Genomic DNA, 19,562 nt, shown 5'->3' with positions numbered 1-19,562 from the left:
CAAGTTTACTTTTTTACTAGACCCAGCCAAGTAGCCACCACCACACGAAATCCAATGGAAATAGTAACAAAACCGTGACCAGCGTTAGTGGTATGGTCACTTTGACCAATTTTACTAACGGCTCTTCCGATAACTGCATGGCAATAATTAAAGGGGCGACTTGATAAGGAAAAATAGCGGTAGAAAAACCGAGTACTTGAGTCATCAATACTGCGGTAGTTGAAAAGCCAGTAGCATTGGCAAAATTTTCAGCCAAAGGCGAAAGAACCGCAGGAACTCCAGGGATAGTCGTCACCAATCCCGTCACAACAGAGGTTAAAGAAAGCGCCATAAAACTGAAGAAAGAACCAGAAGACGATGATGGTAGTAGTTGACTAAATGCTTCTCCCATATAATTACCGATACCTGATTCGTTTACTAGCATTCCTAAACCAAGTGCAGAAGAAACAAATATTACCGTGCCAAAATCGACCGAGCTGTTAAAAGATTTTGGTGGGATAACCCCTACTTTCGGTAGTAACAAAATAATAGCCGTAACCAATCCAACCCAAGCAGGATTAACGCCATGGATCGTATCTGTTACCCAGAACAACAAGGTAATAGCAAGTAAGATAGCCACTTTCTTTTGTAGTTTGCTATCGTACTGTTGTTGCTGATTATCAGATTCGACACGCTGATTTGGTAAAATTTCATCAGGAAAAATTTTCAACACCAAGAGTACGATAAACAATGATTTAACCACACCTAATACTGGAAAGTGCAGCAGTAAATATTCGGTATAACTAAACTGAATGTCATAAAGTGTTTCACTCGCACCAGCAAGAATCATGTTAGGAATATTCGCAGGCAGAACAGCAAAACTTGGCATATTGCACGCCAAAGCTAACGCAACAGCAATGCCTATTCTACCGTTACTCGCTTTTTGAAAACCAACCTGGTCGGCAAGCGCCATTCCTATTGGTATCAATACTACCGCTCGACCAACCGATGATGGCATAACAAAACCGAGCAGCATGGCACTAGCAACCAATCCTGTAATCAATCGGCTATAACTTGTCGTTAAATGAGGCGCAATAACCGAAGCTAATTTTTTACCCAGCCCAGAAGTGGAAATCGCCGCTCCGATAACAAAGCCCGAGATAATTAACCATACGGCTGTGGAACCAAAACCAGAAAAAAGTAAGGTGGGATCAAGTAATTTAAACGTAGCAGCCAAGGCAAAAAAGATAAGTGCAACTAAAAATGGGGGCATAATGCTTGTTGACCAAAACGTTAACGTAATCAAAACTAAAGCCGCACTATTTGAAAATTCGCTTGGTTGGCTGTCTATCGGAAAAAAGACTAACCAAGCCGCAATGGCGATTGAAAGCATAATCGCCATCTGCTTTATACTAAATCGACAGTTCATGCCAATGTCCTTTATTAAAAACTAATTAAGTTAATGCTAATGTAGAGCATACTACATTGAGCAAAAATTATTGCAACCTTAGATTTGTCTAAACCTTTTGTTGTTTGCGTAAGATTGTGGCTAGTCAATGAGATCGCATGGCGGGCTTATTTCTGCTACAAAACGAGTTTCAATGATATTGTGTGTTGTGTATAAACACTTAAAACTCAACATGTGTTAGATAAACAATTATGCCTTAGAGGAATCATCTTTTGCCCGAAATTAAAATTATAGGCCTTTTTTTACTTACTGCTTTGACTGAAATTATTGGTTGTTATCTCCCCTATCTTTGGTTAAGGGAGGATAAGTCTATTTGGTTGCTAATTCCCGCCGCTTTAAGTCTTGCCGCATTTGCTTGGTTGTTATCGTTACATCCAACAGCAGCCGGTAGAGTTTATGCCGCCTATGGTGGTGTTTATATTTTTATGGCTATTTTGTGGTTATGGCTTGTCGATGGCATCCGTCCAACCATTTGGGATATGGTTGGTTCTGGTATAGCTCTTGTGGGTATGGCAATTATAATGTCCGCTCCACGCAGCGCATGACAAGCCTTTAAATTCAGAGATTATTTTGTAATTCTGCATTTCTAACCAGACACTTCAAGCTGCAGTATTACAAAAGAAATCATCAGAGAACGGTAAAATATTTGAATAATAAGGTTAATAAGTTAACGGATTTTTATTATTAATAAGGCTTTCGGTGACGGCATTCATAGCGCGTGTTGTGGTCGTATTGTTGCGAACAACAAGATAAATATCTCTTGTTGGGTCGGGTTCTAAATCTAAAACACAAATACCCTCTACAGATTCTATGATGGCCAGTTCAGGTAAGATTCCAATGCCAATATTTGCCGCGATCATAGTGTGCATCGGTAAATAACTTTGCACTACATTGATGATATTTGGCTCAAATCCAGCATTTCGACACAGCTCTTGAGTATATTCATACAAGTACGTCCCTTCTGGTTCTAATACCCAACTTTCATCCTTTAATTCATCTATTGTAATCCGAGTTTTCTTTGCGAGTGGGTGTTTATTACTGACCAAGGCTTTTAGGCGATCACTGCCTAGCTTAATCACATTGCGATGACTTTGTTCCAGTAAATGTTGCTTTTTAGAATAGGCAACAACTGCCACGTCTAATTGATAGGTATCTAAAGCTGGCAGGCTCGTATCCGGATCCATTTCGGTTAATCGCATCTGAAGCTTTGGATAGTGTTGCGACAATAAAGATACCGCCGGTATCACTATTTTTTCCAAAGCACTGGTAAAGGCTGCAATTCTAACCGTCCCTTGAACCTCAGCTAAATTGTCTTTTAATGACTGTTCAATATCATTCAACTGATTAAGTATCGGCCTGGTTTTTTCAACTAGAGCATGCCCTTCGTGAGTCAGTTGAACCTTTCGGCCTACCTTTTCGAACAATATTGTATTGGTTTCTTGCTCCAAAAGACTCAGCTGTTGAGAGACGGTAGCGATACTTGTGTGCATCACTTCACTGACTCGCTGCATAGTGCCAAGAGTCTGAAACTGAACGAGTAATTTTAGCCGCCAAATATTCAGCATCTAAGGTCCCTGTTTTACGTCTGATTAAAATACTACTGTATCAACAAAACAATACTTCAGAAATACTAAATATATCCTTTAATAATATTTGATTGTTTTAAAGTGTTTTTAACTTTAGATTCAAATCATCGGAATAGAAAACATTAAAAACGACTCATGGAAGAGACACAATGATAGAACCGTATGAAAAAAGGAACGCACCTTGGGATGATGTCGAACGTCATATAGGAAGATATGGTGCACCATATTTTGTCCCAGAGATTATTGAACGCGCAAAAGGAAGTTATATCTATACAGAAGCAGGAAGAAAAATTCTAGATTTTACTTCTGGGCAAATGTCTTCAACGCTTGGTCATTCTCATCCTGATGTGGTTGCAACCATGCGCGAGTCGTGCGACAGGATAGATCATTTATTTAGTGGAATGCTATCACGCCCCAGTATTAATCTATGTACACATATCGCTCAGACCGTTCCTGATCCATTAACCAAAGTGATTCCTCTGTCGACAGGCTCAGAAGTGAATGAAGCGGCGATAAAAATGGCAAAATTGGTCACCGGAAAATTTGAAATCGTATCGTTTAGTCGCTCATGGCATGGTATTACTGAGGCCAGTGGCAGTGCAACATATTGTTCTGCTCGAAAAAATGGCTACCCGCCAGTTCCGGGGCAATTAGCTATTCCGACACCTTATGAATACCGCCCTGATTTTGTCGATAAAGAAGGTAATCTGGATTGGAAAAAGCAACTAGATTACGGTTTTGAAATGGTTGATGCACAATCGGTCGGTAGTTTAGCTGCATGCATTGTTGAACCTATCCTATCTGGTGGCGGTATTCTTGTTCCGCCTCCCGGTTATCTGGCCGCGTTACAGAAAAAGTGTCATGAACGTGGAATGCTTTTAATATTTGATGAAGCCCAAACTGGTTTTGGTCGCACCGGTTACTGGTATGGCTTTCAGCACGATGACGTCACCCCGGATATTTTAACCCTATCAAAAACGTTAGGAGCAGGGCTGCCTCTCGCGGCTCTTGTGACTTCAACAGAAATTGAACAAAAAGCTAAAGACAATGGCTTCGTCTTCTTCACGTCACATGTTAATGATCCTCTGGTAGCGGCAATTGGATGCACTGTAATGAACGTACTTGAACGAGACAACATTATCGAGGAAGTAAGAGAAAAAGGCGATTATTTAGCCGCAGCGCTGATGAAAATGGTAGAAAAACACCAAGTCGTTGGTGACGCCAGAGGCCGTGGTCTGCTACAGGGAATCGAAATTGTAAAAAACAAAACAGATAAAACACGCTCTGAGGAAATTGGCGACTTAATCACACAAGAATGCTTTAAGTTAGGTTTGCATATGAACATTGTATGCCTACCAGGTATGGGAGGGGTTTTTCGCATAGCTCCACCTCTTACCGTCAGCTACCAAGAGCTGGACGAAGGGATTGCCATTCTTGATAAAGCGATTACTGAAGTTGAAAAGACCCTGTGTCAATGACACTGCATTGATTGTTTACCAGCGGATAACGTCAATCTAACAGGTTCAACCTCTCACCAGTTAGGTTGGCTTTATGTTCAGCGTAAATTGCGCCAAGTTGGCTGACTCGTCAAGTCGGTGCATATTGTTGCGTGCATTACTATATTGTTTATTAACAATTTTTACATAAAATTACAGGCGATTACGATGATCTGGTCAGAGATTAATAAACAAGCCAATCAGCTACAACAAAGCAATCACCGATTAAGTGCTTACCTTGCTGACAAAATATTTTCATATGATAATTTTGCCGATGCGTTGGTCGGTAATCTAGCGGATACCTTAAAGCAGCATCTCTCTCGACAAGTGTTCGTCGATTGGTTTTCAGAGTTGAACCATCATTACCCAAACATCGTGGAAAGCGCCACCTCGGACATTAATCATTTGGTTATGTCCAATCCAGCTTGCCCAGATCATCTTACTGCATTTTTGTCGTTCCGAGGCCTACTAGCCGTACAGGCATACCGATTTTCTCATGCGATATGGCACGAAGGTGATATTCAAAGTGCTGTACTTTTGCAAAACTGGATATCAAAAGAATGGGATATAGACATACATCCCGCTGCCAAACTGGGGAAAAATCTATTTATCGACCATGGTATGTGCATTGTCATCGGAGAGACCGCTGTGATCGAAGATAATGTCAGTATTTGGCATGGCGTGACTCTGGGTAGCACCCTAAACGAAGCTGGAGACAGGCACCCTAAAATTCGTCAAGGAGCGCTAATTTGTGCTGGCGCGACCGTATTAGGCAACATTGAAGTAGGCAAAGGTGCGATTGTTGCAGCAAATTCCGTGGTACTCAAACCGGTGCACGAGGGCGTCGTGGTTGCGGGGGCTCCCGCAAAACAAGTTGGTAAAGCTCCGGCCAATTTAGTGACATTAACCACTAAGATTTAAGTATTTTAGCTAACAATGAGCGCAGAATATCAATGGTATTTAGAATCAATAGTATTTAGAACCAATGGTATTTAGAATCAATAGTAGATTGGTCACAGTAATCCTGAGTAGGTACTGTGTCCTGCGAACCTGTTCCATACGAAACTATGTCATGCGAACCTATTTCATACGAACCTATGTCATCCGAACCTATTTCATACGAACCAAGCGCATTGGTATAAACCTAATGCCATTCAATTCAGACTCATCACCTGATACCACAAATCCGTTCCGTTCATAAAAACTCACAGCATTGACTGAAGAGCGAAGATTAACTTCTATTGCTGCTGTGTTATTCAATAAGTAAGTTAGTAGTGCTTTACCTATTCCATAACCTTGACAAGATTTGGATACAAAAAGATGAGTGAGATAGTTGCCATTGCGAAATGCACCGTAACCAACAATTTGACCATCTATGACGGCTTTAACTGTAGTAAACGTTGATGCATTTAATGTAGTCTCAATATCACTTAACACTCGTGTATTGAATTCACTCCGCCCCTGAGCGTTCAATAATGGTAGAACGTCACGGTCAGCTACATCCTTGACTAAAGCAAGGATGTTAGATAAATCACTTTCTGAAACCGCGTTGATATCCATATTTCCCTTGATATATAACATCTTTAATAGTCTGCTGGTTTGCCTAAACTCTGCAAGTTTATTGACTGCTTAGCAAGAGATTACTGGTAATGGAATCCACAACAAGGTTCTGCCCCCAAAGCTTGTTAACGCAAATACCCTATTAAAAAAGAAGCACGCTATGAAAGGCGTGCTTCTCAATTGGAATCCGTTAAGCATCCACGAACAATACTTCGCCGTTGATAAACCCGTCAACGGAACGCTCAAACGCTTTACCAACCAGTTTGCTTGGTACTGGCTCAAAGCCAGGCATCATTTCCCCATAAACTTCCCATGCTTCTTCCAATACTGTTGGGTTCACAACGTTGATACGTGTACCACGTGGCATTTCGTGTGCAACACACTTTACAAAGGTATCGATAGCACCGCTTGTCGTTGCATCAGCAATCGCATAAGGGATAGGTTTTACATTTAAGATGCCACTGATTAGAGTGAATGAGCCGTTATCTGCGATATACTCTTGGCCAATACGAACAAGGTTGATCTGTCCCATCATTTTGCTCATTACCGTGGTCATCCATTGTGATTCACTCATTTCTGCAAATGTTGCATACTCACAAAAACCAACCGTGTTAACAACAGCATCAAAGTGACCGACTTTTTCATATAGTGCTCGAACCGAGCTTTCATTGGTAATATCAACAATATGGTCAACATTACCTGAGCGACCTGCGGTAATCACTTTATGATTCCCTAGACCTGTTAGTGCCGCTTGTCCCATCTTACCCAAAGCGCCAATTAGAATTACTGTTTTCATTACTTACTCCATCTCTATGGTTTGTTTTGACAGGAGCTATGTTAATGATCAAGTAAAACAAATAGAAACAACATTTCTTTGTAAGTGATACAATAAAAATTGGTAACACTTGGCTAGGCAAAAGGTAACTTAAGTGAATAAGCTAGATAGGCTAGATAGGCTAGATATTAAACAACTCAGAGTCTTTCAGGCGTTGATTAGAGAGCAGAGCGCATCGAAGGCAGCAAATCAACTCGGCTTAACCCAGCAAGCGGTAAGCGAGCAACTTAAAAAACTACGTGAGGTATTTGGAGATCGACTGTTCCTTAGAAAAACCAATGGTTTTTTACCCACGCCTTTAGCCGAAGAACTCTCTCTAGAAATCGATAAACTGCTTCGAGATTTTCAAGCACTCCTCTCTCCAAAAACGTTTGATCCAAACACGATAGAAGGTACCTATGTCATAGCAGCTACAGACTATGCGCAACAAGTTGTGCTGCCATCATTGATTGCAATGTTGAGGGTTCAATCGCCAAACTTAAAAGTCATTGTTAGAGATTTTGAATTAGATAAGTTAAATGACTTGATGGAAAGTGGAAAAGTGAACTTAGCGATAGCATTTCCTGACTATATACCTGAGTCTTATCCAATCATTAAGTTGTTTGAAGAGCATCATGTGTGTATCACATCCAATGATTCAACGATTTCCAAAGTAAACCCATCACTCAAAGAAATCGCAGCCTATCCAGCAATTATTGCTTCGCCTTCTAGACCGAATTTTAAGGGGTCAATAGATGAATGGTTCAAGCAGTTTGGCTTAGAGCGTAATGTTGTTGTGTCAGCACCTTGTTTCTCCGTGGTGCCTCTTTACCTTGAAACAACCGATTCTATTGCTTTTTTGCCTTCGAGAGCAGTAGAAGGATTGAATGTGACGCAAATCGATATGAGCGAGTCACCCGAATCATTTGATGTTATTGCCGCATGGCACCCTAGATTTAGCGATGATCCGCTACAAAAGTGGGTTGTTTCTCTGTTAGAGGAAAAGTACCTCGAATAGGTCGTTTGAGCATTGTTAGCATAATACGAAAATGTCCAGAACTTTCACAGTTGGCACTTCGTAACTCGGAAGTGCCCCAAACCGAGTTAACGTATTTGCTCAGTGGCAGATCGTGCCATTGAGATCACCGTACTTTTGCTCATGGTTAGCAGCAGAGAGACCGTGACAGAAAACTCCCAAAATTATTCATAAAGCGATCGTTTCCTACTGCGGTGGGTATTGCATACAAATGCAACTCGGATTACTTCGGGAACATAACTCGCTAATTTGAGTTGAGTCTCCCGAAGCAAGGGCTGTTCAGTTCAGAGGATATTCAGTCCAAATATATCTTTGATATCAAAAAGTACTCTTTTAGTTTTCTCTTTAGATACTTGGCTTCCTTTAGCCAAAATGTCGATTAACTGAGCTTTATCATCTAATAGTTCTGCTCTTTTCTCTCGAATAGGTCGAAGTAGTTCTTGCAGACATTCTTCAAGGATTTTTTTTGTCGTTCCATCACCAAGACCTCCCCGTTGGTAGTGCTCCTTCAATTGAGTGATGTAGTCTGAATCTGGGTGAAATGCATCAAGGTATGTAAAAACAACGTTTCCTTCAACACAACCAGCGTCCTCAATCTTTAAGTGATTTGGATCGGTATACATTGATTTTACGGCAGCACTGATCTCCTTCTGGGAAAAACCAAGGTTGATAGCATTGCCCATCGATTTTGACATCTTGTTCTTTCCGTCTGTACTAGGTAGACGTGATGCATTACTTAGTAGTGGGCGGCATTCATTGAGAACTGTTTTTCCTGCCAGGGTATTTATTTTCCTTACAATCTCATTAGTTTGTTCAAGCATAGGCAGTTGATCATCCCCAACAGGAACGAGAGTCGCGTTGAAAGCCGTGATATCGGCGGCCTGAGAAATTGGATATGTCAAAAAGCCAGCAGGGATTGAGCGTTCGAAGCCTTTATTTTTAATCTCACTTTTCACCGTAGGGTTTCGCTCCAACCGCGCTATTGTCACAAGATTACTGTAATACATCGTTAGCTCAGCTAATGCGGGTAATTGCGACTGGAGACAAATTGTTGTTTTACTCGGGTCGATGCCTACCGCAAGATAATCGGCGACGACATTAAGTATATTGGAAGATACCTTAGATGGATTGTGAGCGTTATCTGTTAGACCCTGCATGTCAGCGACAAGAATAGTCTGATCGTGCACATGTTGCAAAGAGACACGCTGCTTCAGAGAACCGATATAGTGGCCAAGATGCAATGGGCCCGTAGCTCTGTCACCTGTTAAAATGATTTCTGATTTATCAGAGGGTTGATTAGTGTTCATGATTTTATCTCCTAGTATGCAAATAGATCGCTACTGGAGATAATGAGAACTCAGTCCTAGCTACCTTCCAGCAGCTTAAGAATGTGAGAATCCCGTGCCGCTCTAGTTAGAGCGCCACCAATAAAAAAATGATGAAGGTGTTGTGGTACGTTTCATCCCAACAAGCTAACAATAATTAGTTTTTAACTCAACCTCTAAATAAACCATTACCAGATTGATGTCTCCGAATCTCAAGAAGTAGTTATTTTAGAGCGTTTCATTCTCTTCGAGTATGAGCTATGTGTTGCGTATGCGGTGAAGAAATCTGCATAAAGCGAACCTGAAACCACAAATTGAAGGTGGAAGGAATTGTCTAGATTCGTGCGAATCGACCACCGCTAACAATGGTGGCCTTTGACATTTTGGGATATGAGAAGTTATCTGACAAAGATCTACACAGGGTCATCACCACACCAGAAAACTAATGACAAAGAAACAAAACCTCGGTTGATCGGGCAAATCAGAATACCAGTGGTCGGGAGTTGCAGAATTTACGTGATCGGGTGGCCAGAATAGCTCATCGGGTATCCGCTAATACGCAACTCCCAAAAGTGTGCAAAAAAGAGGACTCTAGACCGTAATCCTCATCTGCATCACTATGCAAGTTCACAGAACTGACGAGATTTCATTATCAATTAGATTTCTTCATCACGAAGAGTCAAAACTTCATAACCAGAACTTGTAACTAAAACGGTATGTTCTGATTGGGCAGATAACTTCTTGTCTCTCGTTACGACAGTCCAACCATCTTTTTTGGTTTTCACTTTTGCAGAGCCTTGATTGACCATCGGTTCTATGGTGAATGTCATACCTTCTTTTAGAGTAAGGCCAGAATTTTGTTTACCATAATGAAGAACCTGTGGCTCTTCATGCATCTCCCGACCAATACCATGCCCACAGTATTCTTTTACAATACTGTATCCATGTGATTCGGCATAACGTTGAATTGCATAACCAATATCACCTAGTTTAGCACCTGATTTTACTTGTTTAATGCCTTCCCACATGGCTTCATATGTCACTTTCACAAGCCTCTTCGCGATAGGCGATGCATCAGGCATTACATACGTCTTGCTTGAGTCTGCAATGAATCCGTTCTTTTCCAGTGTTATATCTAGGTTGATGATATCTGAGGCTTTTAAAAACTGGGTTCTTTTCGGAACACCGTGACATACAACCTCGTTAATCGATGAGTTTAATACAAACTCATAGTCATACTGCCCCTTGCTTGCTGGTCGAGCTTTGAGGTCATCAACGATATATTTTTCAACAAAGTCGTTGATATCCATCGTGGATAGACCTGGCTTCATGTAAAAGTCCAAAGCTGTAAATACCTTTGCTAACAACCTTCCAGATTCTCTCATTAGCTCGATTTCTTCACGACTTTTGATGGAAACTAGACTAGTCATTAGTAGCCGCCTCATTGTTTTTGATATTTTCTGCCGATACTGAAGCTGATGACATTAACTCTGAAATTAACTGGTTATATGTAAAGTTCGGATGCAACTCTGCCATCATTCCAACCTTTATCCAAAACTCTGCTTGAGAGTTGATAGAACGATGCATGGCACCACTAGCTTTTCGAATCTCCTCGTGAAGACTCTCTGAAATTTTTACGATACCCATAGACACACATAATATATATAACGTATACGTATTATATACACTTCATATATTACTTCAATCTTGATTTACTGAAGAAAATCACACAACACTGTCGCTACTCAGTAGCTTGTTAGAAAGGAAAAGTCATGAGGAATACGCAAGAAGCTGCATGTTTAATATAAATTTTTGCATAGAGTAATTTTGGTACGAGAATAGAGAGTGACAACTTCTGTCCATTTCCTTCTATCTCAGGCACTGCGTTCAGCGGTGCCTGATTGCGTTTTGAGATACGAGAAGTTATTCAGGGCTGACTAAATTAGAAGAACCACTGACACGCCTTTGTCCAAATACGAGTTGTGTGAGAAGTACGGTTTGTGTGATCACCAAGCGATTCTGTCGTACCTTAATTACCAAGCGACTTTGTCATTGCAATAACTACCGAGGGATTTTGACGGGACTAAATTGGCTTACCTTTTAAAGTAATTAATTAAACTTTAGAAGGGGCTAAGGATGTTCTATATGGATTCTAAATCCCAGTTTACTGTCGATATCATTTGCAAAATTATCGAGGGTAAATCAGTATCAATAGTGCCACTACCTTGCTCAACAAGTCTCGACGAACTTTGCAACAGAGCCGAAGAGTTGCTATTAATTGAAAGAGGGCAAAAAATGTTGCCCTCTGTTGATCATTACTAATGAGGAGCTTGAGCAGGGCGTGTTACTTTTTTGTTTCTTTAGCTGTGATGAGCTTTGAGTCGACAGATTCATTGTTTAACTCAGGTTCAACTAAAACCTTTATCACGCCTTTTTGTAGGATCAGGTTATTAGGGTAGGTGATAATGTTGCCCGAACTGTGTCGAAGAATAACGTGGAACATGGTAATATCGATGATCACACCGCTGATATCTTCGTCTTTCTCCGCGACTCTTACTCTGTCACCAATGCGATAAGGGAATACGAAAAATATTAGTACGCTGGCTGTGAGGTTACTTAGAATCGACCATTGCGCGAATAAAGCGACACCCAACACCGCGAATATGGATGACAAGAACAGCGAAATATCACCAAAGCCCAAGTTAAGAACAATCGTAAACACAGCGATGAAGAGTAGAAATAGAACGATATTGAAACACTTGATCACGAACTGCTTCCGCTTCAACTCGACCCGCTTATTTTCCGCTAATGTTTCTATCCAGTTCTTCCCCAAGCGTTTTATCACCCAATACACAACGATAAGCAGCAAACCTAAACTTACTTGCTTAAGCCACATATTGGATTGCAAAAACTCAACCATTAAATAAACCTCAATTTTTTCAAAATAATGACTTCAATCGCCACGACCGTGAGCAGTCCAACACAAAATAGTGGAAACGCCATGGGGTTGTCTGTTCCTGGGATACCAGCAATATTGACCCCGAGTAAACCGGTAAAAAATCCGGCAGGGAGGAAAATACCCGCAATAATAGAAAATAGGTACGTATTTCTATTCATTTTCTCAGCTTGTAGCTGACTTCGACTGGCCAAAAATACATTAATTTGATCGATATAAAACTCAACCGACTCGTTAATCCTGAGTATGGTATCAAGGCTGTTCTTTATATGACTGTTGTGCTTACTCAATGGAGCTGGCAGTTCACTCATTAAATCCTCAAAAACGTATTTCTGTGGCTTCAAATAGCGCCTTAGCCTAAGTAGCCTTGAATGCAGAGCATTGATGGACTTAATATCAATATGAGATTCAGACTCTAGCTCATCAATCAGTTGTTCGACGGGAGTCAAGAAGCTTGATATGTAATGGTTAATTCCACGGATCATTCCCAGTAAGACATCAGGTAATGATGTTGGACCTTGGTTTTGTTTTAGATCGGATATTAGATTACTGACCGCTTTCGAAGGAACTTTACGTGTCGAGATTAAGGTGCCTTTGTACCATAAGATGCGTAAGCTCAACATATCGTCAGGATTCGCACCTTCGTTTAAGTTAATGCCTCGCAAGATCATCAAAAAGCAGTCGTGACCAAACTGCTCAAATCGAGGACGAGTGTCGTCTGTGAGTAATGAATCGATGATGGCATTTGGAACCGTATTACTGTGGAGCCATTCTCTCAACCCTTCAGCATCTCTTTGGCAGTGGTACCAAGTTGATTGCTCGAATGGGGTTGGGCTAGTGGTGTGTTCATGTGCCACACCCTCAGAAAATTGCCAGCTTGAAATTATGAAAGCGTCCATTCGCTGTCCTTAGTGATATTGCTAAACTTCTAAATGATATAAATATTTGATTTTATTAAATTAACGATTGCAATGAAGACGCGATTTAAGAGTCATCTTGAGTCAGTTTAATGAGGAGATAGTTTATTGTCTTTGTGACTAGCATGGACTCTCTCTTTGTTTTTTCTAACAAATATCGCTCATTGTGTCGTGATTATAAATTAGCACTCTAGCGTCACGTTAGCGATGGATAAAAAAAGAAAAGACCGAGGCCTTTTCTTTTTAGAGGTGATGAATTAATTGGTTAAGGCAAGAGGAGCTTACCCGTTACTTATTCAAGTTCGCACTTAAGTTCAAGAAAAAAGCACTATCGACATGGTGCGAAGATATCTTGTTCCTCTCGGTATTCTTTGGTTTGTACGTCCATCAAGCCAAGTAAGGAGTCGAACAGGTTGTTTCGGAAAAGCTTAGCGCTTTGACCTAGCTCTATAGCGGTAAAATATCCCCAAATTATTCAAAAATTTTCATTACCGACTTAAGTTTGATTCTGTCTAATATAGCTTAAATACGTATTATTTATCAGTTATGAGAAGCAGGAGTTTTAAACCATGCTCGGCTCTGTTGCAAAGATTGAGCCTAACCGACAGTGCTCCGGTTATCTGAATAATGATTAATAGTTCACCAATGCATTGGTGATTAGACGGACCTCTCCTGCTATTCCTTGACCTGATAACCAGATATTGAACTGGCCTTTCTTAAACATGTGCATCACTTCAAATCCTTTGATAGTGGCATAAGCCGTCTTCATGGTTTTAAATCCTCTGACTGGATTGATGAGCCTTTTCAGTTTTCCATGATCGGCTTCTACTGCATTGTTCAGGTATTTAATTTGCCTATGTTCAAGCGCTTCAGGGCATTGACCTTCTTTCTTTAATTCCGTGATGGCGACCCCATAGGAAGCGGCCTTGTCGGTATTGATGGCGGAGGGGCGACTCCCAGCACTTGAGTCCTTTCAACGCCTTACCCAAAAGCGTTTCGCCGCTTTAGCATTGCGTCTAGGTGATAAATAGAAATCGACAGTATGGGCTTTCTTATCAATAGCACGATACAGGTACACCCATTTTCCTTTCACTTTGATGTAGGTTTCATCCACTTGCCAATTCAACCCTATTTTAGGTTTCCAGTACCATCGTAATCGTTTTTCAATTTCAGGCGCATAACGTTGAACCCAACGATAAATCGTACTGTGATCTACATTGACACCCCGTTCACAGAGCATCTCTTCGAGCTCTCGATAGCTTATCCCGTATTTACAATACCCACGTACAGCCCAAATGATGATGTCATAGGAAAATTGTCGATACTTAAAGAGTGTCATGAGCGAGCAGGCCTAAAAACAGAAAAGATTAGCTGATTCGACGAACTTTGCAACAGAGCCACAATATCACCGTGAGTATCGGTACGATTAAAAACATCTGGAAGGAAGAAAATCTCAGCACCAAAGAGCTCAGGATTAAGAAGTCACAATCACTGAATATCGAAGTGTAAGGCGAAAAGTATCAACGACAACTAGAATGAAGTAATACGACAGAATCGATTGGTACTTATCCCGTCAGGATCCCTCAGTAATGACATGAGAAGTACGGTTTGTGTGAAGTACGGTTAACAAAGTTCTGCCCCAAGACAAGCTACTCGATTTAATCCCTCATTTTGCAACGTAGCAATTTGACTTACTTTTCCTCATGTGAATATGATTGTCAAAGTCGCAGCAAATGGAATCATCTACGATGGCAAGACCTAAGACAAAGGAAGAACTAATCTCGCAAGCCAATGATAGCTTCTTAAAACTAATTATGCATATCGAGTCAATGTCTGAAACTGAGCTGATGACCGAATTTGACTTCTCGATGGAGGCTAGCAAAAAGGAAGCTCACTGGAGTCGTGACCGAAACCTGAGAGATGTTCTAGTACATCTATACGAGTGGCATCAGCTACTGTTAAATTGGATTAATTCTAATATGGCAGGTAAAAAGAGCAGTTTTCTACCTGAGCCATACAACTGGAAAACCTATGGCCAAATGAACATCGAGTTCTTCGAAAAACACCAAGGAACGAAGCTCTCTTTGGCAAAAGAATTGGTTAAAGAAAGCCATGAAGCCGCTCTTGATCTGACTACAAAGTTTTCCAATGAGGAGCTTTTCACTAAGAAGCATTTTGATTGGACAGGGACAACGACGTTGGGCAGCTATTGCGTTTCGGCCATGCCAAGTCACTATGAGTGGGCAATCAAAAAGCTCAAAGCTCATACAAAACGCTTCCCTATTTGACCCTAGGGTGGTTATCTTATGCACCATACCTTAACAAAGGGCTATGGTGTCAAATTACTTCTTTTAATCTATCTTGGATGAGTGAGTGCGCTTGCACTAATAATTTTTTGTCCATTTTCTTCTGACTACAATCGTAATGACCAAATAAAAAAGGAGGTCGTCATGATGGTGTGTAGCAAAGCAAAGCAAAGCAAAGCAAAGCAAAGCAAAACGAAACGAAGTGGCGTCAAAAAGCCTTTTCAGGTAGAAGAGATTTGGCGAATTAGAACCAGATTAGAGATTGAAAACGGCTTGATGCAACTTGCATTACTTAACAGTGTATGGCTGATGAAATGAAAAACAAGGCTCATATGCTTTGATCTTTATAGAGTTATGATAGATTAATTGAAAACTCGGGCGGCGAATAAACGAGCCAGCCTGTTATTAAGAATGTTAGCTTTAAGGAAAACATCGGTTACCTCAAAACGCCGCATTACATAGTAAATTAATTTGATTGCATACGATTATAAGGAGACAGTTATGTCTGTAGAAAATGAAAGCCACGAAGTTACTGTTGTGGATGTAAAAATGCCATTTATGTCTATGGTTGTTTTTATGGTTAAACTTGCAATTGCCTCGATCCCTGCTGCTATAATTCTGAGCCTTATTTTTAGTGTTTTAATTGGTTTGTTTAGTGGCTTTTTCCATGGGATGGGGCGCTTTTAGAGAAATGATTGGCGTGAGTTGACTCGAATTGTTGCTGATGGTGTGATGTAGTTAATTTTCATATTCAAAGGCATTAAGAACATGATTTTTGCGCTACAAACAGAAACAATGGGTATGCAACATTCTTACCCTCCGAGTTCTCTTTCTTAATTTCATAGTATTTTTCAACGCTCACCACATCAAACCCAGCGTTTTGAGCAATGGTAGATAAGCTATCAATATCAAAACCATTGTGGCCACTATATGATGGATTGTGGCTGTGAAAGGAGCCGTCTTCTTGGTATAAATCTGCAACAATTAACATGCCGTTTTCCAGCAACTTATCATAGGCTTGAGAGAAAAACTGATTCACATCATCGATATGATGAAGGGCCATTAGAGTCGCAATAGCAGAATGTTTTGAATTAACATCTGACAGCATCTGAACATGTTCGGTAGTAATATTTTTGATATTGCCTGTCGCTATTTTTTCTTTGGCAATGTCTAACATTTGAAGAGAAGAATCAGCCAGCGTGACTTGAGAAAATGTATCTAATAGCTGGACACCAAGCAACCCTGTCCCACTTCCAAAGTCAACTAGACTATTGTTTGATGGGAAATTTATCTGTTTGATTTTGTTAGCAGTAGCCTCAGAACGAGCTACTTTTTCTGGGTTATGGTCCCATGTGCTGGCTAAAGCATCAAAATAGTTAGTCAAATTACGCTCCATATCATTAAAAATTCTGTGCGGAAAATCGTCAAAGTAACGATGGCAGAATAACAAATATTGGTACAGTCTAACTATATTGGCACAGTTTAACTATATTGGTACAGCTTAACTATATTGGTACAGCTTAACTATATTGGTAAAGCTTAACTATATTGGGTACATGTGATATTCGAGTATCGAGCATCCCTATGTATATCGCATTGCTCCCTACCCCATGAAATCGTTTCACCCAATGAGGACAAGCTGTAATAACAATCACGATTCAAATCAATAATACATCCCAGTTATTCAAAACGTTACGTGCACACAGTCTGCTATTTCATTTTCTTTTTTAATACCCTTCTACTATACGAGGAGGATGTATGCAAAAGCAGATATCACTGTTACTGATAGGATTAACCAGTGGGCTGTCAACAGCCTACGCAGATGAAATGATTCGCAATGGCACGTTTAACGATGGTATTGATGGGTGGTGGACAGCAGGAGCCAGTGTCACAACAGACAATAACCAAGCCTGTATGGATATAGCCAACCCTGGTGCCAACCCTTGGAATGTTATCCTTGGTCACGCGGGAGTAGGCCTTGAACAAGGCGAAACGTATCAACTCAGTTTTGACGCATACGCTAATATAGACACTCAAGTTAAAACATTAATTCAGCATGAAGGCGCTCCGTATACCCATCACTTTGTGACAGATACCTTGATTACACCAAACAAAGCGTCTTTCGAGTATCAATTTGTTCAACAAGGCGAAAGTGATGCTGGGGCTGAATTTCAATTCCAAATGGGCGCTCAGAAAGCGGCGATAATTTGTGTTTCGAATATCTCTCTGCTCGGAAAACCTTATCTTGAAAGCGCAAATATATCGCCAATACGAGCCAATCAGGTAGGCTATTTACCTCAAGCAGATAAATTTGTTTATCTTGCCAGTGACTCTGAGCAAGCCCTGCGTTGGACGATGCAAAATGCTCAAGGCATTAATATAGATATGGGACGTACTGAGCCGATTGGCTTAAACAAAGCGTCAGGTGAAAAGCTGCATCGCATCGATTTATCTCACTACAGCAGTGAAATGCAAGACCTAACGATTACTGTGGACGAAGATAAAAGTTTACCCTTTGATATCAGTAACAACGTATTCAGCACACTGAAATATGATGCCCTATCCTATTTTTATCAAAATCGGAGTGGTATTAAGATCGAAGAGCAGTATGTGCAACGAGCGGATCTTGCTCGTCCTGCCGGGCACACAAGTGACAGCGTCACATGCTTTGATAAAAAAGACGCATGGGGTAATGATTGGCCCGGGTGCAATTTCACTATTGATGCAACCGGCGGTTGGTATGATGCAGGTGATCACGGCAAATATGTGGTTAATAGTGGCATCTCAACATGGACATTACTCAATCTCTACGAACGAGGAAAATGGTTAGATAACGCCAGTGTCCCTTTTGCTGATGGTCCAAAAGTGAAAATCCCTGAAGCGGACAACGGTATTAATCCAGTGCTTTCTGAGGCAAGATGGAATATCGAATTTATGCTGTCGATGCAAATCCCAAAAGGTAATCATGTCGCAGTACCGATTGGTGATCAATCAAGCGATAAAAAACTCAATCTTACAGAAATTGATGGCTCTTATCTCGCGATGCATAAAATAGCCGATGAGGCGTGGACAGGCATGCCACTGCCTCCGCATAAAGACACGCAAAAACGCTATGTTGGTCAGCCGAGTACCGCGGCAACGCTCAATTTAGCCGCTATTGGCGCTCAATGTGCGCGAATTTGGCAGACGCTGGACAAAGACTTTTCCCAACGCTGCTTAACCGCTGCAGAAAATGCATGGCAAGCCGCTAATCAGCATCCGGATCTATACGCTTACGACAACTTTACTGGTTCGGGACCATATGATGATCTAAAACTAGATGATGAGTTTTATTGGGCTTCAGCAGAACTTTTCATCACTACTGGCAAAGAAAAATACCGAAAACAGCTTGAAAACTCACCTCACTATTTAGAATCACCAAAAGGTAATTTATCCAGTGAAGGCGATATTTTTTGGCAATACACCGCCCCACTTGGCACCATCAGTCTTGCTGTTGTACCTAATTCATTAACCAAAGCCGAAACAGATAAAGCTAAGCAAGCTATTATCAACACGGCATCAAACTATCAAGATCAAGTAGCTAACGAAGGTTACCGTATTCCTTATACGGTTGAAGAATACTCATGGGGGTCAAATTCCAACTTAGTTAACCGCTCGATTTTCCTAATTTATGCCAATGATTTTACTCAAGATATTGAGTATTTAAAAAGTGCGGCCAGCGCAATGGATTATTTGTTAGGTGCTAACCCAATGAACATCTCTTATATCACTGGTTATGGCACTCGCGCTGCGCAAAATCCACATCATCGCTTCTGGGCTCATGCAGCCGATGAAAACTCGCCACTTCCTGCACCCGGTGCATTAATTGGTGGACCGAACTCTGTAAGCTTTAGTGATCCAATTGCGGCAACAATGAAAGGAAAATGTATCGGACAAACCTGTTACCGAGACAATATTGGTGCATGGACGTTGAACGAAATAACCATTAATTGGAACGCTCCGCTCGTTTGGGTAGCGTCTGCTCTTGATGAAGGGAAGCTAAAATAGTGATCCACTTCACACTCAACCAAAACCGGTTTTGGTTGAGTGTGAAAAGTGAGAAGTAGCGCAATACATCGA

Annotated in this window: 19 protein-coding genes and 1 pseudogene; 9 read left to right on the top strand and 11 right to left on the bottom strand. The window is 40.9% G+C overall.

The genetic code is table 11. The annotated features are described in order from the left end of the window. Positions 1-16: 16 nt before the first annotated feature. The gene (locus tag ACLKML_RS17565; protein WP_317717331.1) at positions 17-1,408 is read right to left on the bottom strand and encodes an SLC13 family permease; all 1,392 of its coding nucleotides are present in this window, start codon (positions 1,406-1,408) and stop codon (positions 17-19) included. A gap of 251 nt (positions 1,409-1,659) precedes the next feature. On the opposite strand from ACLKML_RS17565, the gene ACLKML_RS17560 reads away from it, so the two are divergent. Then, on the top strand, positions 1,660-1,992 hold the full coding sequence (locus ACLKML_RS17560; RefSeq protein WP_413284282.1) for a YnfA family protein: 333 nt from the start codon (positions 1,660-1,662) through the stop codon (positions 1,990-1,992). A gap of 114 nt (positions 1,993-2,106) precedes the next feature. Here the strand turns inward: ACLKML_RS17560 and ACLKML_RS17555 are convergent, their stop codons facing one another. Beyond that, the gene (locus tag ACLKML_RS17555; RefSeq protein ID WP_413284281.1) at positions 2,107-3,012 is read right to left on the bottom strand and encodes a LysR family transcriptional regulator; all 906 of its coding nucleotides are present in this window, start codon (positions 3,010-3,012) and stop codon (positions 2,107-2,109) included. A 170-nt stretch (positions 3,013-3,182) separates the two neighbouring features. Between ACLKML_RS17555 and ACLKML_RS17550 the strand changes: the two genes are divergently transcribed. Continuing rightward, a complete protein-coding gene (locus ACLKML_RS17550) occupies positions 3,183-4,511 on the top strand; it encodes an aspartate aminotransferase family protein (protein ID WP_413284280.1) in 1,329 nt (442 codons plus the stop codon). A gap of 186 nt (positions 4,512-4,697) precedes the next feature. Then, the gene (gene epsC, locus ACLKML_RS17545) at positions 4,698-5,450 is read left to right on the top strand and encodes a serine O-acetyltransferase EpsC (protein ID WP_413284279.1); all 753 of its coding nucleotides are present in this window, start codon (positions 4,698-4,700) and stop codon (positions 5,448-5,450) included. A 189-nt stretch (positions 5,451-5,639) separates the two neighbouring features. On the opposite strand, the gene ACLKML_RS17540 is transcribed toward epsC, so the two are convergent. Next, positions 5,640-6,089 (bottom strand): GNAT family N-acetyltransferase, encoded by a 450-nt coding sequence (locus tag ACLKML_RS17540; protein ID WP_317717328.1) that lies wholly within the window; start codon positions 6,087-6,089, stop codon positions 5,640-5,642. Positions 6,090-6,279: 190 nt separating this feature from the next. After that, a complete protein-coding gene (locus ACLKML_RS17535; protein ID WP_317717327.1) occupies positions 6,280-6,885 on the bottom strand; it encodes a short chain dehydrogenase in 606 nt (201 codons plus the stop codon). 133 nt (positions 6,886-7,018) lie between these two features. Here ACLKML_RS17535 and ACLKML_RS17530 point away from each other — a divergent pair, with 133 nt between their 5' ends. After that, positions 7,019-7,921, top strand: a complete 903-nt coding sequence (locus ACLKML_RS17530; protein ID WP_413284278.1) for a LysR family transcriptional regulator — start codon at positions 7,019-7,021, stop codon at positions 7,919-7,921. A gap of 302 nt (positions 7,922-8,223) precedes the next feature. Here ACLKML_RS17530 and trpS read toward each other — a convergent pair whose 3' ends face one another. The 3 genes from trpS to ACLKML_RS17515 form a co-directional block, all read right to left on the bottom strand. Then, entirely contained in the window at positions 8,224-9,246 is a 1,023-nt protein-coding gene (gene trpS, locus ACLKML_RS17525) for a tryptophan--tRNA ligase (RefSeq protein ID WP_413284277.1), read from the bottom strand. 674 nt (positions 9,247-9,920) lie between these two features. Then, positions 9,921-10,694: a type I methionyl aminopeptidase gene (gene map, locus ACLKML_RS17520; protein ID WP_413284276.1), complete on the bottom strand. Its 774-nt coding sequence runs from the start codon at positions 10,692-10,694 to the stop codon at positions 9,921-9,923. Next, positions 10,687-10,911 (bottom strand): ParD-like family protein, encoded by a 225-nt coding sequence (locus ACLKML_RS17515; RefSeq protein ID WP_413284275.1) that lies wholly within the window; start codon positions 10,909-10,911, stop codon positions 10,687-10,689. Before ACLKML_RS17515 ends, map begins: the two co-directional genes overlap by 8 nt. 498 nt (positions 10,912-11,409) lie before the next feature. Between ACLKML_RS17515 and ACLKML_RS17510 the strand changes: the two genes are divergently transcribed. Continuing rightward, positions 11,410-11,586, top strand: a complete 177-nt coding sequence (locus ACLKML_RS17510) for a hypothetical protein (RefSeq protein WP_413284274.1) — start codon at positions 11,410-11,412, stop codon at positions 11,584-11,586. A 22-nt stretch (positions 11,587-11,608) separates the two neighbouring features. Here ACLKML_RS17510 and ACLKML_RS17505 read toward each other — a convergent pair whose 3' ends face one another. From ACLKML_RS17505 to ACLKML_RS17495, 3 genes and pseudogenes are all read right to left on the bottom strand, one after another. Continuing rightward, positions 11,609-12,184 carry a mechanosensitive ion channel family protein gene (locus ACLKML_RS17505; RefSeq protein ID WP_136995616.1) on the bottom strand — a complete coding sequence of 192 codons (576 nt, stop codon included), beginning with the start codon at positions 12,182-12,184 and terminating at the stop codon, positions 11,609-11,611. Continuing rightward, complete coding sequence (locus ACLKML_RS17500) at positions 12,184-13,119, bottom strand: CorA family divalent cation transporter (protein WP_136995617.1); 936 nt, start codon at positions 13,117-13,119, stop codon at positions 12,184-12,186. The genes ACLKML_RS17505 and ACLKML_RS17500 overlap by 1 nt, the downstream gene beginning before the upstream one ends. 649 nt (positions 13,120-13,768) lie before the next feature. Then, positions 13,769-14,476, bottom strand: a pseudogene (locus ACLKML_RS17495) (IS6 family transposase). Positions 14,477-14,870: 394 nt separating this feature from the next. Here ACLKML_RS17495 and ACLKML_RS17490 point away from each other — a divergent pair. From ACLKML_RS17490 to ACLKML_RS17480, 3 genes are all read left to right on the top strand, one after another. Further along, the gene (locus ACLKML_RS17490; RefSeq protein ID WP_413284273.1) at positions 14,871-15,425 is read left to right on the top strand and encodes a ClbS/DfsB family four-helix bundle protein; all 555 of its coding nucleotides are present in this window, start codon (positions 14,871-14,873) and stop codon (positions 15,423-15,425) included. A gap of 162 nt (positions 15,426-15,587) precedes the next feature. Continuing rightward, positions 15,588-15,761 carry a hypothetical protein gene (locus tag ACLKML_RS17485; protein WP_413285948.1) on the top strand — a complete coding sequence of 58 codons (174 nt, stop codon included), beginning with the start codon at positions 15,588-15,590 and terminating at the stop codon, positions 15,759-15,761. 183 nt (positions 15,762-15,944) lie between these two features. Further along, positions 15,945-16,130, top strand: a complete 186-nt coding sequence (locus tag ACLKML_RS17480; RefSeq protein WP_413284272.1) for a hypothetical protein — start codon at positions 15,945-15,947, stop codon at positions 16,128-16,130. Positions 16,131-16,203: 73 nt separating this feature from the next. Here ACLKML_RS17480 and ACLKML_RS17475 read toward each other — a convergent pair whose 3' ends face one another. Then, positions 16,204-16,827: a class I SAM-dependent DNA methyltransferase gene (locus tag ACLKML_RS17475; RefSeq protein WP_413284271.1), complete on the bottom strand. Its 624-nt coding sequence runs from the start codon at positions 16,825-16,827 to the stop codon at positions 16,204-16,206. 374 nt (positions 16,828-17,201) lie between these two features. Between ACLKML_RS17475 and ACLKML_RS17470 the strand changes: the two genes are divergently transcribed. Continuing rightward, the gene (locus ACLKML_RS17470) at positions 17,202-19,490 is read left to right on the top strand and encodes a glycoside hydrolase family 9 protein (RefSeq protein WP_413284270.1); all 2,289 of its coding nucleotides are present in this window, start codon (positions 17,202-17,204) and stop codon (positions 19,488-19,490) included. The last annotated feature ends 72 nt before the right edge of the window (positions 19,491-19,562 follow it).

It is taken from the genome of Vibrio sp. MA40-2 (genome assembly GCF_047302445.1).
GTDB lineage: Bacteria > Pseudomonadota > Gammaproteobacteria > Enterobacterales > Vibrionaceae > Vibrio.
This window is presented reverse-complemented; position numbering and strand designations above follow the sequence as displayed.

What these genes read in the sequence shown, in the direction of transcription:
- ACLKML_RS17505 (WP_136995616.1), bottom strand. Translation starts at nt 12,184, where the DNA reads ATGGTTGAGTTTTTGCAATCCAATATGTGGCTTAAGCAAGTAAGTTTA.
- map (WP_413284276.1), bottom strand. Translation starts at nt 10,694, where the DNA reads ATGACTAGTCTAGTTTCCATCAAAAGTCGTGAAGAAATCGAGCTAATG.
- ACLKML_RS17565 (WP_317717331.1), bottom strand. Translation starts at nt 1,408, where the DNA reads ATGAACTGTCGATTTAGTATAAAGCAGATGGCGATTATGCTTTCAATC.
- ACLKML_RS17550 (WP_413284280.1), top strand. Translation starts at nt 3,183, where the DNA reads ATGATAGAACCGTATGAAAAAAGGAACGCACCTTGGGATGATGTCGAA.
- ACLKML_RS17500 (WP_136995617.1), bottom strand. Translation starts at nt 13,119, where the DNA reads ATGGACGCTTTCATAATTTCAAGCTGGCAATTTTCTGAGGGTGTGGCA.
- ACLKML_RS17515 (WP_413284275.1), bottom strand. Translation starts at nt 10,911, where the DNA reads ATGGGTATCGTAAAAATTTCAGAGAGTCTTCACGAGGAGATTCGAAAA.
- ACLKML_RS17540 (WP_317717328.1), bottom strand. Translation starts at nt 6,089, where the DNA reads ATGGATATCAACGCGGTTTCAGAAAGTGATTTATCTAACATCCTTGCT.
- epsC (WP_413284279.1), top strand. Translation starts at nt 4,698, where the DNA reads ATGATCTGGTCAGAGATTAATAAACAAGCCAATCAGCTACAACAAAGC.
- ACLKML_RS17555 (WP_413284281.1), bottom strand. Translation starts at nt 3,012, where the DNA reads ATGCTGAATATTTGGCGGCTAAAATTACTCGTTCAGTTTCAGACTCTT.
- ACLKML_RS17470 (WP_413284270.1), top strand. Translation starts at nt 17,202, where the DNA reads ATGCAAAAGCAGATATCACTGTTACTGATAGGATTAACCAGTGGGCTG.
- ACLKML_RS17490 (WP_413284273.1), top strand. Translation starts at nt 14,871, where the DNA reads ATGGAATCATCTACGATGGCAAGACCTAAGACAAAGGAAGAACTAATC.
- ACLKML_RS17480 (WP_413284272.1), top strand. Translation starts at nt 15,945, where the DNA reads ATGTCTGTAGAAAATGAAAGCCACGAAGTTACTGTTGTGGATGTAAAA.
- trpS (WP_413284277.1), bottom strand. Translation starts at nt 9,246, where the DNA reads ATGAACACTAATCAACCCTCTGATAAATCAGAAATCATTTTAACAGGT.
- ACLKML_RS17535 (WP_317717327.1), bottom strand. Translation starts at nt 6,885, where the DNA reads ATGAAAACAGTAATTCTAATTGGCGCTTTGGGTAAGATGGGACAAGCG.
- ACLKML_RS17485 (WP_413285948.1), top strand. Translation starts at nt 15,588, where the DNA reads ATGATGGTGTGTAGCAAAGCAAAGCAAAGCAAAGCAAAGCAAAGCAAA.
- ACLKML_RS17510 (WP_413284274.1), top strand. Translation starts at nt 11,410, where the DNA reads ATGGATTCTAAATCCCAGTTTACTGTCGATATCATTTGCAAAATTATC.